We start from the raw sequence: 14414 nt of genomic DNA, 5'->3' as shown, positions 1-14414 counted from the left end.
GGTGATTTGCGGCCCGCCGACGGCGGTGCCTCGCCCGTCCGTGGAGGGGACGTCCCATTGTACGATGAGCCGAAGGCGCTCCCGGCGGGACGCGGGGGCGCTGCCCGGGCAATGTCCGCAGCTCCCTTGCCGCCGCCCGGGCCGCAAGCGGCGCACCGTCAACCGAGTTGGCTGATTCCGGGAGAAAGCATTACCTTGTACGCCATGGCGACGACCGCATTCGTTCCCGCTCCCGGCAGCGGAATCATCGAGACCGCCGGCAAGGCCGTCGCTCGGCTCGGCATTCGGCAATGACCCCGCTCGACGATCTGAAGATCGCCGTCGTCTGCGGCGGCCCTTCCGCGGAGGCGGACGTGTCGCGCGTGTCGGGCCGCGGCGTCGCCGACGCGCTGCGGGCCACGTTCTCCCGGGTCGTCGTGCTCGAATTCGACGAGCGCATCGTCGAGTCGGTCGTCGCGAGCGGCGCCGACGTGGTGTTCCCGGTGCTGCACGGTCCTCCCGGCGAGGACGGCACGTTTCAGGGGTTCCTGGAGGTCGCCCGGCTGCCTTACGTCGGAAGCGGCGTACATGCGAGCGCGTGCGCGATGGACAAGCGCGTCGCGAAGCATCTCTTTCGTGACCGCGGCTTGCCCGTCGCTCGCGACGTCATCGTGTTTCCCGGCGAGGATCTCGCCCGGGCGGCCGCGCGCGCGATCAAGCAGTTGGGGCCGCGCGTCGTGGTGAAACCCACTCGGCAAGGGTCGGCGCTCGGCGTCGCGTTCCCGCAGGACCCCCAAGAGCTCGCGAAGGCACTCGCCGACGCGCTCGCGTACGGCGACCCGGTGCTCGTCGAGGAGCGAATTGCCGGGAGGGAGATCACCGTAGGCATCCTGGAGCGCGACGTCGTCGAGGCGCTGCCGGTCACGGAGATTCGTACGCCGCAAGGATCGTGGTACGACTACGAGCACCGCTACACGCCCGGCTTCAGCGAGCACGTGCTCCCGGCCGAGCTGCCGGCGGCGCAGTACGCCCGCACGCAGGCGCTCGCCCAGCTCGCGCATGCGGCGCTCGGCTGCCGGGATTTGTCGCGGGTCGATTTCGTCGTGCCCGAGCATGGCGAGCCGATCGTGCTCGAGGTCAACACATTGCCGGGCATGACGCCGACCAGCCTGTATCCGGAGGCCGCTCAGGCCGCCGGCGTGTCGTTCGACGCGCTCGTAAGGATCCTGGTCGAGCGGGCCTGGTCGAGAAGGGCGGAGGGGAGTGGAGGCGGATCGTGACGCTCACGAACGTCCTTCGCTTCGTCAGCATCCTGCTCGTCGCGATCTCGATGTCGGCCGGTCTCGCCCACTTGTTCGCGCTGCCGAACAAGATCGGCTTGCCGCGCGACGCCTACCTCACCGTGCAGCAGATTTACCGCGGCTGGGCGCTGCTCGGCATCGCCGTGATCGGCGCATTGCTCTCCACGTCGATCCTCGCCTTTCGGCTGCGGGGCGCGCGGTCGGAGTTTCGACTGACGCTCGCGGCGGCGATCTGCGTCGCCGGCAGCCTCGCCGTTTTCTTTTCGTTCACGTTCCCGGCGAATCAGCAGACGCTGAACTGGACGATGCTGCCGGACGGCTGGGAGGCGCTCCGGCAACAATGGGAATACTCGCACGCGGTCGGAGCGGTCTTGTATCTGGCCGCGCTCGTTCTGCTGACGCTGTCTCTGCTCGTGCGCCGGGAGGAATCCGGAGGAGTTACGCATCCTTCGGCGCCATCTGCCTGAATACGAGAAAGGCTCTGCCGGCCGGCGTCAGATGGTACGCGTTCTGCCCGTCGAGCCCGCCGATCGTGGAACGTAGCAGGTTCAGCCGCGTCAGCCTTTCGAGCGTGCGCTGCACCTCGTACGTGCGGGCGCCGAGCGCGGCGGCGAGCTCGCCGACGGCGAGCGCATATCCGGGCCCGACTTTCGCGTGAGCGCGGAGCACGCGTATTTCCTCGTCGGTGAGCACGAGCTCTTCCGAGAGCTGCGGCGTCTGCCGCGCTTCCAGGCTGCCGCGTAAACGCCGCCAACGGTAAGCCGTCAGCGCCGCAGCGATCCGCGCGCGCCGGCACGCGTCCTGGTAGAGGTTCACGATGCGCCGGGTCAATGCCTCGTCGAAATCGCGGATCGCCGTGTAAGTCATCGACGTGCCGATGAGGAGCGCGATCCATGCGCAGGCCGAGACGAACCCGGACAAGAGGCCGCCGTAGCTCTGCGGAGCGAGCTCGAGGAAGCGGGCGACGGCCGGCGCGTGAGTCAGCGCGGCCCAGATCAGCCAATCGCCGGGCAGGAAGAAGAGCATGAGCAGAAGCGGGCCGAGATCGGCGAGCGTAAGGGGCTTTGCGGCTTCGATCGCGACGAAGAGATCGGGAGGCTGAGGAATCGCGTCCATCGCACCGGCAACCCCGCTGTCGTGAGCGCGGTTCGAGCTGCGGCTCGCGCGCGCCTTTAGACCGGAAGCTTTGCGTCCCCGCCTTTCGGCGGGTTTGCCCTCGTTTGCGGCAGCCCACGAGTCTGCGCGGCTCGGGCTCGCCGTTCAAGCCAGCATTTAACGGAATGCGCACCGCGCGCAAAAAGGTGTCAGACACGAATAGAAAAAAAGGTGTCAGACACCAATAACGCCAATAACGAGAAAAAGGTGTCAGACACCAATTACGACCGACCGCACCTGCAGTTCACATAACGAGCCGCGGCCTTGGGCCGAGGGGCAGTGCCGAGGCCGATTTGCGCCGTGGTTGATTGACACTCGACCGGGCCGGAGAGATGCTTCGCGGCGACTGAAAAAGGCACACCTTTCGCAAGAAGGGGTCGCAAAGCCACCGGTCTAAGGGGAAACCTACGACAGCGGGGTTGCCGGTACGGCGGTCGTGGGACCGTACCCCCACCCCTCCGTCGAGCGTGTTTCCCGGGCCTGGGGCGCGCCAACGGAGAATCGTCATGACTCTCGACAATCTCCTCGCGATCACGCCGTATCCCGCCGTGTCCGCCGTGCTTTGGCTCGTCCTCGCGGCAGGGGTGCTGTATCTCGCGAGAGCGTCCGCGCACAAAGTCATCATCACCGTCTGTCAGGCGATGCACGACGTGCTGCGCCTCGCCGCGCAGTCGTTTCATGCCGCCGAGCAGCGGCTCTCCGAGCGCAACCGCGAGGTGCTGCTCGCCGCCGGCCGCGAGGCGAAGGAGCGCATCATCGAGCGCGAGTTCGACCGCGTCGCGGACAGCGTGCATCGCGATCTCTCCGGATACCCCGCGCTCCAGCGCACGCTGAGCGAATCGATCGCGCGAATCGAGGAAGACCATCAGCAAGCCGTCGACGTGCCGCCCGACCCGCCCGGATGGGTGAAGGCGGTGGACGCGATCGCGAAGATCGACGCGCGCAAGGACGGCGCCGTGGCGGAGGTTCTCGCCGACATCCACGAGTCCCTGATCAAAGCGCAGGACAAGGCGCTCGCCGAGTACCGCAACGCGAGCCGCGAGCGGCACGAGCTCTTGCGCCGGATGATGCCGCATTGGCGGCGCATCCAGCAGACCCTGCACCGCGTGAACAAGAACGTCGAGAGCCTGCTCGACCGTTCGCGCTCGATCGACCGCCACATCGACGAGTACCGGGAGATCGTGCAGGGCACCGAGCGTGCGTTGCAGGTGCTTTCCTCGTCGTCGCTCGTGCAGTTCTTCGTGTCGGCGCTCGTGCTTTCCGTCGCCGTCGGCGGCGCGGCGATCAACTTCTCCTTGATCGCGAGGCCGATGGCCGAGATGGTCGGCGGCACGGTCTTCATCGGCGGATTCCGCACGGCGGAGATCGCGGCGCTCGTGATCATCATGGTCGAGATCTCGATGGGGCTGTTCCTGATGGAATCGCTGCGGATCACGCGGCTCTTCCCGGTGATCGGCGCTCTGCCGGACAAGTTGCGCGTGCGCATGGTCGCAGTCACTTTCGTGATTCTGCTGCTGCTCGCGTCCGTCGAGGCGGGGCTCGCCTACATGCGCGAGATCCTGATGCAGGACGAGCTCGCGACGGCGGAGCTCCTGCGCGGCGGCGAGCCGATCGCGCAGAGCGACTACGTCTGGATCACGACGGCCGCGCAGATGGGCATGGGCTTCACGCTGCCGTTCGCGCTCGTGTTCGTCGCGATTCCGCTCGAGACGTTCGTGCACTCGTTGCGCACCGTTCTCGGGCTCTGCGGCATCGGCCTTCTCAGGACCGTGCACCTCGTGCTGCGGCTGCTCGGGAACCTTTTCCTGCACGCGGGCAACGCGCTCGTGAGGCTGTACGACATCCCGATCTTCATGCCGCTTTGGATCGAGTCGGCGTACCGGAAACGGGATGCGGCGCAGCGCACGGCCGCGGACCGCGTTGCCGACCAGTATGCGGAGATCGCGTCATGAACGGCCCGGCGGTTCGCGGCGCGACGCTCGCGCTCGCAGCGGCCGCGGCGGTCGCTACCGCCGCGTGCGCGCCGTCCTCCGGTTCCCGGGGCACGGGCGTGTATCTCCTTCTCGACACGTCCGGCACCTATCGGGAGGAGCTCGACAAGGCCGAGCAGATCATCAATTACACGCTGTCGCGCCTCGACGCGAACGATTCGTTCGCGGTCGCGAGGATCGACACCGGCAGCTTCAGCGAGAAGGACATCATCGCGAAGGTGACGTTCGACGATCGGCCGAGCACGGCGAACATGCAGAAGCGGAAGTTCTCGCAGACCGTCGCCGACTTTCTGGATCACGTGGAGCCCGCGCAGCACACCGACATCACCGGCGGGCTGCTTCAGGCCGTCGAGTGGCTGAACGAGAAGGAGCCCGCCCGCAAGACGGTGCTGATCTTCTCCGATCTCGAGGAGGACCTCGATGAAGGCTACGTCCGAGACATCACCGTGCCTCTCGACGGCTTCGAGGTCATCGCGCTGAACGTCACGAAGCTGCGTACCGACAATCTCGACCCGCGCAACTACCTCGGGCGCCTCGAGGAATGGCGGGAGCGCGTCGAGGCCGAAGGCGGGACCTGGCGGGTGATCAACGACCTCGATCGGCTGGAAGGCCTTTTCGACACTTGAGCCGGGCCGCGCGCCCGCGCCGGCCCCGAAAGGGCGTCGGGCGCCCGTCGAGGATCGCCGATTGGCGATACCGTTTGCTTCTGCGCTGGCACGGCTGGGAGAAGGGGAATTTCCTCTTTTTCTCGCTGCTGCCGCTGCCGCTCGTGCTGCTCGGCGGGCTGATCTACCTCGCCCATGGCGACTACGAGCGCATACGGGCCGAGCGTCACCGGCGTGCCGAGCTCGTCTGCCTCGCCGAGAACGTTTATTACGAGGCCCGCGGCGAGCCGCTTTCGGGCCAGTACGGAGTTGCGGAGGTCACGATGAACCGCGTCGCTTCGCCGCAGTTTCCGGACACGGTCTGCGAGGTCGTGCACGAGCGGCGATGGGACCCGCTGCGGGACCGCTTCGTCGGTGCGTTCTCGTGGACGGAGCTTCAGCCGCTCCCGGCACCCGTCGGCCCGGCCTGGGATCGCGCACTTCGCGTGGCCGAGGAGGTCTATGACAACGAGCGGCCCCCGGCGCTCGACGGCGCGCTCTATTACCACGCGACGCGCGTCGAGCCGACCTGGGCGCGGACCAAGGAACGCGTCGCGAGGATCGGCCGCCACGTGTTCTACCGTTGAAATCGACCGTTGAAATCGACGATCCGAGCCCCGATTTGACAAATATGCGACCCTCGGCCAGCATGAAATCGACCATGCACGCGATTATCGAAGCTCGGCGTTTCTTGCAGCACGCAGGCGAACTCCTCGCACGCTCCTAGCCCCGGCTGGGCGCGCGAGGCACAGCCTCGCATCCACGCCGGGGGAATCCGATTCATGATCCAAATGCCGAGCGCGCCGCCGGCGCATGCGGCGTCTCCCGCACCACCGAACGCCTTCGCGAATCGACGCACGGCGGTGCGGCGACCGACACGGCCGCGCAAAGGCATTCGATGCTCAGGAGGAACGATGACGTGGCCACGAAGATTGACGCGAATCGAGTTTCGATCGACGCCGGCAAGCCGCCGTTGATCATAGACACCGCGCAGTACGACCTGCTCGCGGGGCTCGCGATCGGCGCCGAGAAGCGCGCACCGGAGCTCGCGAGGCAGCTGCTCGAGGAGGTCGAGCGTGCGGAGCTCCGGCCCACGGCCGACGTGCCGGCCGACGTCGTGAAGCTCGGCGCCGCAGTGACGTTCGCGGACGGCGCCACGGGGCGCACGCAGACGGTCCGCTTGACGTTTCCCGCGCAAGCCGACGTGAGCGCGGGGCGAATCTCCGTTCTGTCGCCGATCGGCGCGGCGCTGATCGGCCTCTCGGTCGGCCAGTCGATTCGCTGGCGGATGGAAGACGGCAGCACGCGAGAGCTGACCGTTCTCGCGGTCGACCAGCGGCCCGGCTGACCTCCGGCCGCCACCCCTCCGACGAGCCAGGGGCGCGCCGCGAATGCGGCGCGCCTTTTCTCACTTCGGCGCGGGCTCCCGGGCACCTACCCGGCCAGCCACCGAACGGTTACGCTTGCGATCGCGGCGCCCAGGCCCGCGGAGCGCCGCCCGCGCGACGGAACGCGCGGCCGAAGCGGCGGCCTCGGCCGCAGGCAGCGGCCGAGGGCATGGACCGGCGCGCGGCGCCGTCCTCGGTGGAGCATCGAACGAACGGAGGCAACAGCATGATCAGCATGCGTCGAGCGGCCGCGGCCGGCTGCGCTCTTCTCGTGACCACGGGTCCCGCGCTCGCCCAATCGGGCGGCAACGGGGCGGACCGCGCGGCCGGGCCTCCGACCGTGACGGTCTCGGCGAGCGCCGAGGTGGCCGTGCAGCCCGATCAAGCCGTCGTCCGTCTCGGGGTCACCGCCCAGGCGGCAGACGCGGCCGCCGCGCAGGATCAGGTGAACGGCGTGATGCAGCGCGTGCTCGAGGCGGTCAAGGGCCGCGACGTGCCGGACTCGGCCGTGCGCACCGAAGAGCTCTCGCTCTCGCCCGTCTACTCCAATCCGCCTCGGTCGCCGGCCGACAGCCCGCAGGAACCGCGGGTCGTCGGCTACCGTGCGAGCAATGTCGTGAGCGTCGAGGTCAGCGAGCTCGCGCGCATCGGCGAGATCGTCGATGCCGGAATCGAGGCCGGTGCCAACCAGCTCTACGGCATCTCGTTCCGAGTCCGGAACGATGCCGGCGCCCGTGCGGAAGCGATGCGGCTCGCCGTCGAGGAGGCTCGTATTCAGGCCGACGCCGTCGCCGACGCGATGGGGATGCGAATCGCCGGCGTCCGCGAGGTCGTCGCCGGCGGCTACGACGTGCGGCCGCCGACGCCGTACTTCGCCGAGCGGGCGGTCGACATTGCCGCGACCTCCGTCGAGCCGGGCCGCGTGCAGGTCACGGCGAACGTGACGGTCACGTACCTGCTGGGCGAAGGCTCGCAATGAGCCGTAAGCTTCTCTCCGGGCAACGAAGTTCGACTCGCGTCCGCGCGCCGGGCCGCGCTCAGCGTCCGATCAGGTCCCGCAGCCCAAAGCCCCGGCCCTCGCCGCTCGCTTCCTCGGGCGGCGGCGTTGCGCCGAGCTCGGAGAGGTCCGGGAAGAACGACGTCCTTTCATAATCCGCCGGCAGCACGAACGCGGCCTCGGGGGGCGCCTCCTCGCGTAGCGCCGTCACTTCCATCGTCGTGGTCGTCGTCGAGGCGCGTCCGCCTTCGGCCGTCATCGTCGTGACGCTCCGGTTTCTCAGCGTGACGCAGCCCGGGATCGCGACTTGCTGCGCGATCAGGCGATCGATGTCCTCGTCGCCCGTGCGGAATCGATCCGGCCGCAGCCACACCGCGAAGCCGGCGTCGTCGATCTCTTCGGTGCAGCTGATCTCGAGATCCGTGTCCGCGCGGCTCTCGCGGGAAAAGCCGAGCACGCCGACGCTCATCGTGTAACCGGTCTTGAAGCGGTAGCGCGTGGTGGCGTGGCCGACGATGGGCGCGCCCGCTTCCCGGCCGAGCTGCTCGGTCGTGAAGTCGCTGAACTCGATCTTCAGCGCGCCGCCCGTCGCCTCCGTCAGTGCACCGACGGAGCGGAAGATTTGCGCGAGGTCGACTTCCGCGACCGTTCTCGCGCCGGGGTCGACGACATAGAGCGTCTCTCCTCCGTCGTTGCTCAACAGGTAGCTGCCTGCGGAGAAAAGACCGGTGGGATCGCCCGTGACGAACTCGATGCGCGCGTTCGCCCCGTCGACCCATCCGCGAACCGACGAGCTTTGGCTGCCGACGCCGTCGCCTTCAACGGTCGTCACGGCTTCGTAGTAATAGGCGGCGTGCGCCGCGCCGGTGACGAGGGCGGCGAGGCAGATGGTGGCGGTTCGTATGGTTTTCATCGCGTCATCCTGCGGAAACGGATGCCGCGATCTTACGCGGACGGCGCGCGCTTCGACAGTCCGGCGAGCCGGTGCGACGCACGCTCTCGATCCGATCGGCAACACGGGGACGCATCACACCGTGCGCTGCACCGCGGCGGCGCCTCGCCGCAGGCCGCTGCCTTCTCCCGGTGCGCGGGGCAGGTGTCCTCGTTTGATCCGCTCGGCCTTTCGGCCGGAGAAAATTTCTTGGGTTCAGTGACTTGCGCACGGCCCCCCGCCTCCACGGCGACGTGGCACGACGCTTGTAAAAGGCGCTCGCGAGATTGGACTCGGCCGCCGGCCACACGGCCGCTGCGAATGCCGCGAAAGGAAAGGAGAGGTGAGGACGAATGGAACCGGTTCTCGACGCGTCGGCGATTGCTCGGCCAGGAAGGATGCGGCCTCGCCGTGCCAGGCGCCGGCTCGTGCTCGTCGGCAACGGCATGGCCGGCGTGCGGGCCATCGAGGAGCTGCTCGAGCTCGCGCCGAATCTCTACGACATCACCGTCTACGGCGCCGAGCCGCACGGCAACTACAACCGGATTCTTCTCTCGCCCGTGCTCGCGCGCGAGAAGACGTTCGACGACATCATGCTGAATCGCGCGGAGTGGTACGCCGAGCGCGGCATCACCCTGCGTGCCGGGGCCGAGGTCGTGTGCATCGACCGCGCGGGAAGACGCGTTTCGACCGCCGACGGGTCGGGCGCGCCGTACGATCGGCTGCTTCTCGCCACGGGCTCGACTCCGATCCTGCTTCCGATACCCGGCAGCGAGCTCGACGGCGTCGTGACGTACCGCGACATCCGGGACGTCGAACGAATGGCCGCGGCAGCGGCGCCGGGACGCCGGGCCGTCGTGATCGGCGGCGGCTTGCTCGGCCTCGAGGCGGCGCACGGCCTTCAGAAGCGGGGCATGGACGTCACGGTCGTGCATCTTTGCGAAACGCTGATGGAGCGTCAGCTCGACGCGCCTGCCGGCGATCTGCTGCGGCGCTCGCTCGAGGAGCGCGGCCTGAACTTTCGGATGGCCGCGCGGGCCGCGGCGATCCTTCCCGGTCCGGGAAGCCGCGCCGGGCGGGTCGCAGCCGTGCGCCTCGAGGGCGGCGAGGAGCTTGCGGCCGACCTCGTGGTCATGGCCGTCGGCATTCGTCCGAACGTCGCGCTCGCGCGCGCGTGCGGTCTTCCGTGCGACCGCGGCGTGCTCGTCGACGACACGATGCAGACCTTCGATCCCGCGATCTACGCGGTCGGCGAGTGCGTGCAGCATCGCGGCGCTTGTTATGGTCTCGTCGCGCCGCTCTTCGAGCAGGCGAAAGTCGTCGCGAATCATCTCGCGGAGCTCGGCATCGCCCGCTATTCCGGTTCCGCGGTCTCGACGAAGCTCAAGGTCACCGGGGTCGACGTCTTCTCCGCCGGCGACTTCATCGCTGACGCCGACTCCGAGGAGCTCACGTTCCGCGACGCGGGCCGCGGCGTGTACAAGAAGCTCGTCGTCAAGGACGACCGCATTCGCGGCGCGGTGCTCTACGGCGACACCGTCGACGGCGCGTGGTACTTCAAGCTGATGCGCGACGCTACGCCGATCGCCGACTTCCGCGAGAACCTGCTCTTCGGCCAGGCGCATGTCGGCGACTCCGGCACCGCCGGCGCGGACGCGGTGACGTCCCTCCCGGACAGCGCCGAGATCTGCGGATGCAACGGCGTCTGCAAGGGCGAGATCGTTCGTGCGATTACCGCGAAGAAGCTGTTCACGCTCGACGAGGTTCGCAAGCACACCAAGGCCTCCTCCTCCTGCGGGTCGTGCACGGGTCTCGTCGAGCAACTCCTTGCGAACACGCTCGGCGGCGACTACTCCGTGCCGCCCGCGAAGAAGCCGATGTGCGCGTGTACCGTGCACACGCACGAGGAGGTGCGCCAGGCGATCACGGAGTACGGGCTGAAGACGATTTCGGCCGTGATGCGCTTCCTCGAGTGGAAGATGCCCGACGGCTGTCACAAGTGCCGGCCCGCATTGAACTTCTATCTGCTCTGCGCATGGCCCGGCGAGTACGAGGACGATCGGCACTCGAGGCTCATCAACGAGCGCGCGCACGCGAACATTCAGCGCGACGGCACTTACTCGGTCGTGCCGCGCATCTGGGGCGGCGTCACGTCGCCGCACGAGCTGCGCGCGATCGCGGACATCGCCGAGAAGTATCGCGTGCCGACGGTCAAGGTCACCGGCGGGCAGCGCCTCGACCTCCTCGGCGTGCGCAAGGAGGACTTGCCGAAGATCTGGCGCGACTTGAACGCCGCCGGTTTCGTGTCCGGGCACGCGTACGGCAAGGCATTGCGCACCGTCAAGACCTGCGTCGGCAAGGAGTGGTGCCGCTTCGGCACGCAGGATTCGACTGCGCTCGGCATCCGCCTCGAGCGCGCCGCCTGGGGCTCGTGGCATCCGCACAAGGTGAAGCTCGCCGTCTCCGGCTGCCCGCGCAACTGTGCCGAGGCGACGATCAAGGACTTCGGCGTCGTGTGCGTCGAGTCCGGCTACGAGCTTCACGTCGGCGGCAACGGCGGCATGAAGGTCCGGGCGACGGATTTCCTCTGCAAGGTCGAGACGGAGGAGCAGGTGCTCGAGCACTGCGGCGCGTTCTTGCAGCTCTATCGCGAGGAGGGCCGCTATCTCGAGCGCACGGCCGCATGGATCGAGCGCGTCGGGCTGTCGCACGTGAAGCAGCGAGTCGTCGACGACGCTGCGTCGCGCAGCGCGCTGCACGGACGCTTTCTCGAAGCGCAGCGGCATGCGCAGGTCGATCCGTGGGCCGAGCGCGCGTCCGGCAAGGACGTCAACGAGTTCGTGCCGCTCGAGCCGGCGCGAGCGGCGGAGCCCGCGTGATGTGGCTCGATGCCGGGCCGCTCGACTCGATTCCCCGGCGCGGCGCGCGGGTGCTCCGCACCACGCAGGCCGACATCGCGCTCTTTCGGACCGCCGACGACGCCGTCTACGCGCTGCTCGATCGCTGCCCGCACCGCGGCGGACCGTTGTCGCAAGGCCTCGTGCACGGCCGCTGCGTGACGTGCCCGTTACACGATTGGGTCATCGATCTCGCGACGGGCGAGGCATCGGAGCCGGACGAAGGCGAGACGGCGACGTTCGAGGTGCGCGTGCATGCCGGGCGCGTCCTCGTCCGAGCGATCGACGCTGCGGCGTTCGACGGGCGCGGCCGATGACCGGCGTGCGCACGACGTGCCCGTATTGCGGCGTCGGATGCGGCATCGTCGCGCGCGCGGACGAAGCGGCCGGCCCGCGGAGCTTCGCGATCGCCGGCGATCCCGAGCACCCGTCGAGCTTCGGCCGTCTGGGCTCGAAAGGCGCCGCCCTCGGCGAGACGCTCGGCCTCGACGGACGGCTGCTCCACCCGATCGTCGACGGAAGGCGCACCGGCTGGGACCAGGCGCTCGACGCCGTCGCGCGCGGCTTCGCTCGAGCGATCGCTGAACACGGCCCCGACGCCGTGGCGTTCTACGTGTCAGGTCAGCTCTTGACGGAGGACTACTACGTCGCGAACAAGCTGATGAAGGGCTTCATCGGCAGCGCGAACATCGATACGAATTCGCGCCTCTGCATGGCGTCGGCCGTGGCCGGCCACAAGCGCGCCTTCGGCGCCGACGTCGTGCCGGTGGCGTACGATGACATCGAGGCGGCGGATCTTTTCGTGATCGTCGGCTCGAATACCGCGTGGTGCCACCCGGTGCTGTTTCAGCGCATCCGCGAGACGAAGGCTCGAAGGCCGGACGCGCGCGTGGTCGTCGTCGATCCGAGGCGGACGGCGACGGCCGACATTGCGGATCTGCTGCTGCAGATCAGGCCGGGCACGGACGCCGTGCTGTTCAACGGGCTGTTGAGCCATGCGAGCGGCGAAGCCGCGCTCGACCGCGCGCATCTCGATGCGCATGTCGAGGGCGCCGACGCCGCGGTTCGGGCAGCGCGCGCGACCGCGCCGTCGATTCACGCGGTCGCGCGTGCCTGCGGCGTGCCCGAGGCCGACGTCGCCGAGCTCTACCGGGCCTTTTCCCGCACCGAGCGCGTGCTGACGCTGTTCTCGCAAGGCGTGAACCAGAGCTCGAGCGGCACCGACAAGGTCAACGCGATCATCAACGCGCATCTCGCGACCGGCAAGATCGGCAAGCGTGGTGCCGGGCCGTTCTCGCTGACCGGTCAGCCGAACGCGATGGGCGGCCGCGAGGTCGGCGCGCTTGCGACGCAGCTCGCGGCGCACATGGACTTCACGCCGGAGAACGTCGCGCGGCTCGCGCGCTTCTGGGGCACGACGAACGTCGCGCGCCGGCCAGGTCTCGCGGCCGTCGAGCTTTTCGACGCGATGCACCGGGGTCGGATCAAAGCCGTTTGGATCATCGCGACGAACCCGGTCGTCAGCATGCCGGACGCGGGTCGAGTCGCCGAAGCGCTCGAGCGCTGCGAGCTCGTCGTCGTATCCGACTGCATGCGCGGCACCGACACGGCGGCGCTCGCCGACGTGCTGCTGCCGGCCTCGGGCTGGGGCGAGAAGTCCGGCACCGTGACGAGCTCGGAGCGGCGACTCTCGCGGCAGCGCGCGTTCGCGCCGGCGGCCGGCGAGAGCCGGCCGGACTGGTGGATCGTCGCCGAAGCCGCGCGGCGCATGGGGTTCGGCGACGCCTTTGCGTATCGATCGCCCGCGGAGATCTTCCGCGAGCATGCGCGGCTCTCGGCGTACGAGAACGCCGGGACTCGTGCATTCGACATCGGTGCCCTCGCGGCCCTCGACGATGCCGAGTACGACGCGCTCGAGCCGGTTGCTTGGCCGTGCCCGGCGGGCGGCCGCGGGCTGACCGACGGCGCTCGCCCGTTCGCCGACGGGCGGTTCTTCACGCCGAGCGGCAAGGCGCGGCTCGTGCCGGTCCTGCCGCGGCCGCCTCGGCACGCACCGAGCGCGGCCGCGCCGTTCGCGCTCAACACGGGCCGTGTGCGGGATCACTGGCATACGATGACGCGGACCGGGCTCTCGGCCCGGCTGTCGGGCCATCACGCGGAGCCATTCGTGCAGGTTCACCCGATCGATGCCGAGCATCGCGGTCTCGCTTCCGGCGATCTCGCCGAGGTCGTGAACGAGCGCGGCCGGATGATCGCCCGCGTCGTGGTCACGGCGGACGTGAGGCTGTCCGACGCGAAGGCGGGGCGTTATCGGGCAGCGCGCTTCGACGGCACGCGGCTCGAGGCGTGCGTTTACGTGGCGCCGGCCCCGCTGCCGATCGATCGCGAGGTCATCGTCGATCTCGTCGGCGTCGCCCACGTCGATGCGGCCGCGCGGTCGAGAGTCCTCGCGGCCCAGCCGGCCGGCCGGTCGAAGGCGCGAGGAGGCCTCGTCTGCGCGTGCTTCTCGATCGGCTACGACGTGCTGGCCGACGCGATCCGTACGCAATCGCTGACGACGGCGGCCGAAGTCGGCCGCGTGCTCGGCGCCGGCACGCGCTGTGGATCCTGCATCCCGGAGCTGAACGCGCTGCTCGGCGCGGCAGGGCGGCCCGCGACCGCATCCTGAACCCGCGCGCTCTTCAGCCCGCGCCGGGCTCCGTGAGCCTCAGGCCGACGATGCCGATGACGATCAACGCGATGCAGGCGAGCCTCGAAAGCGTGGCCGGCTCGCCGAGCATCGCGATGCCGAGCACGACGGTGCCGACGGCGCCGATGCCGGTCCACACGGCGTACGCGGTGCCGATCGGCAGCGTGCGCACGGCGAGACCGAGGAGCACCATGCTGGCGATCATCGCGACGACGGTCGCGGCCGCCGGCCACGGACGCGTCAATCCGTCGCTGATCTTCAGGCCCATGGCCCAGGCGATTTCGAGAAGTCCGGCGAGCAGCAGAATGATCCAGGCCATGGGCTCGTTCTCGGGCAGCGTCCTAGTAGTATCGTGTCCCGCAAATACCCATACATGATGCCTGCCGGGGCCGCCGTGAATACGTCCCTGTAGGCTCGCTCGCGGGCATCCCTGCCCGCGAGC

At 68.9% G+C, this 14414-nt stretch carries 13 protein-coding genes and 2 riboswitches; of the genes, 10 read left to right on the top strand and 3 right to left on the bottom strand.

Annotation, left to right across the window (positions count from 1 at the left end; translation table 11 throughout):
• Positions 1-290 precede the first annotated feature (290 nt).
• Together VF329_01675 and VF329_01670 are read left to right on the top strand one after the other, a co-directional pair.
• Positions 291-1259, top strand: a complete 969-nt coding sequence (locus tag VF329_01675; GenBank protein HEX7079708.1) for a D-alanine--D-alanine ligase — start codon at positions 291-293, stop codon at positions 1257-1259.
• A complete protein-coding gene (locus VF329_01670) occupies positions 1256-1747 on the top strand; it encodes a DUF1772 domain-containing protein (GenBank protein ID HEX7079707.1) in 492 nt (163 codons plus the stop codon). Before VF329_01675 ends, VF329_01670 begins: the two co-directional genes overlap by 4 nt.
• Here VF329_01670 and VF329_01665 read toward each other — a convergent pair.
• Complete coding sequence (locus VF329_01665) at positions 1719-2396, bottom strand: hypothetical protein (protein ID HEX7079706.1); 678 nt, start codon at positions 2394-2396, stop codon at positions 1719-1721. The genes VF329_01670 and VF329_01665 overlap by 29 nt on opposite strands.
• Positions 2397-2399: 3 nt before the next feature.
• Positions 2400-2505: riboswitch (cyclic di-GMP riboswitch) on the bottom strand.
• 274 nt (positions 2506-2779) lie between these two features.
• Positions 2780-2862: riboswitch (cyclic di-GMP riboswitch) on the top strand.
• A 79-nt stretch (positions 2863-2941) separates the two neighbouring features.
• On the opposite strand from VF329_01665, the gene VF329_01660 reads away from it, so the two are divergent.
• From VF329_01660 to VF329_01640, 5 genes are all read left to right on the top strand, one after another.
• Positions 2942-4387, top strand: coding sequence for a hypothetical protein (locus VF329_01660; protein HEX7079705.1), 1446 nt, complete (start codon positions 2942-2944; stop codon positions 4385-4387).
• Complete coding sequence (locus VF329_01655; GenBank protein ID HEX7079704.1) at positions 4384-5052, top strand: VWA domain-containing protein; 669 nt, start codon at positions 4384-4386, stop codon at positions 5050-5052. The genes VF329_01660 and VF329_01655 overlap by 4 nt, the downstream gene beginning before the upstream one ends.
• 74 nt (positions 5053-5126) lie before the next feature.
• Positions 5127-5657, top strand: coding sequence for a cell wall hydrolase (locus VF329_01650; GenBank protein HEX7079703.1), 531 nt, complete (start codon positions 5127-5129; stop codon positions 5655-5657).
• A gap of 332 nt (positions 5658-5989) precedes the next feature.
• Positions 5990-6418 carry a nucleoside diphosphate kinase regulator gene (rnk, locus tag VF329_01645; GenBank protein HEX7079702.1) on the top strand — a complete coding sequence of 143 codons (429 nt, stop codon included), beginning with the start codon at positions 5990-5992 and terminating at the stop codon, positions 6416-6418.
• Positions 6419-6684: 266 nt separating this feature from the next.
• Positions 6685-7437 (top strand): SIMPL domain-containing protein, encoded by a 753-nt coding sequence (locus VF329_01640; protein HEX7079701.1) that lies wholly within the window; start codon positions 6685-6687, stop codon positions 7435-7437.
• 58 nt (positions 7438-7495) lie between these two features.
• On the opposite strand, the gene VF329_01635 is transcribed toward VF329_01640, so the two are convergent.
• Positions 7496-8368, bottom strand: a complete 873-nt coding sequence (locus VF329_01635; GenBank protein HEX7079700.1) for a hypothetical protein — start codon at positions 8366-8368, stop codon at positions 7496-7498.
• Between the two features lie 416 nt (positions 8369-8784).
• Between VF329_01635 and nirB the strand changes: the two genes are divergently transcribed.
• The 3 genes from nirB to VF329_01620 are packed head-to-tail and all read left to right on the top strand — an operon-like array spanning position 8785 to position 13951.
• Positions 8785-11265: a nitrite reductase large subunit NirB gene (nirB, locus tag VF329_01630; protein ID HEX7079699.1), complete on the top strand. Its 2481-nt coding sequence runs from the start codon at positions 8785-8787 to the stop codon at positions 11263-11265.
• Positions 11265-11600, top strand: a complete 336-nt coding sequence (nirD, locus tag VF329_01625; GenBank protein ID HEX7079698.1) for a nitrite reductase small subunit NirD — start codon at positions 11265-11267, stop codon at positions 11598-11600. Before nirB ends, nirD begins: the two co-directional genes overlap by 1 nt.
• Positions 11597-13951: a molybdopterin-dependent oxidoreductase gene (locus VF329_01620; GenBank protein HEX7079697.1), complete on the top strand. Its 2355-nt coding sequence runs from the start codon at positions 11597-11599 to the stop codon at positions 13949-13951. The genes nirD and VF329_01620 overlap by 4 nt, the downstream gene beginning before the upstream one ends.
• A gap of 13 nt (positions 13952-13964) precedes the next feature.
• Here the strand turns inward: VF329_01620 and sugE are convergent, their stop codons facing one another.
• Positions 13965-14291: a quaternary ammonium compound efflux SMR transporter SugE gene (sugE, locus tag VF329_01615; GenBank protein ID HEX7079696.1), complete on the bottom strand. Its 327-nt coding sequence runs from the start codon at positions 14289-14291 to the stop codon at positions 13965-13967.
• Positions 14292-14414 lie beyond the last annotated feature (123 nt).

Source organism: Gammaproteobacteria bacterium, assembly GCA_036381015.1.
Taxonomy (GTDB): Bacteria; Pseudomonadota; Gammaproteobacteria; order Steroidobacterales; family Rariloculaceae; genus ZC4RG20.
This window is presented reverse-complemented; position numbering and strand designations above follow the sequence as displayed.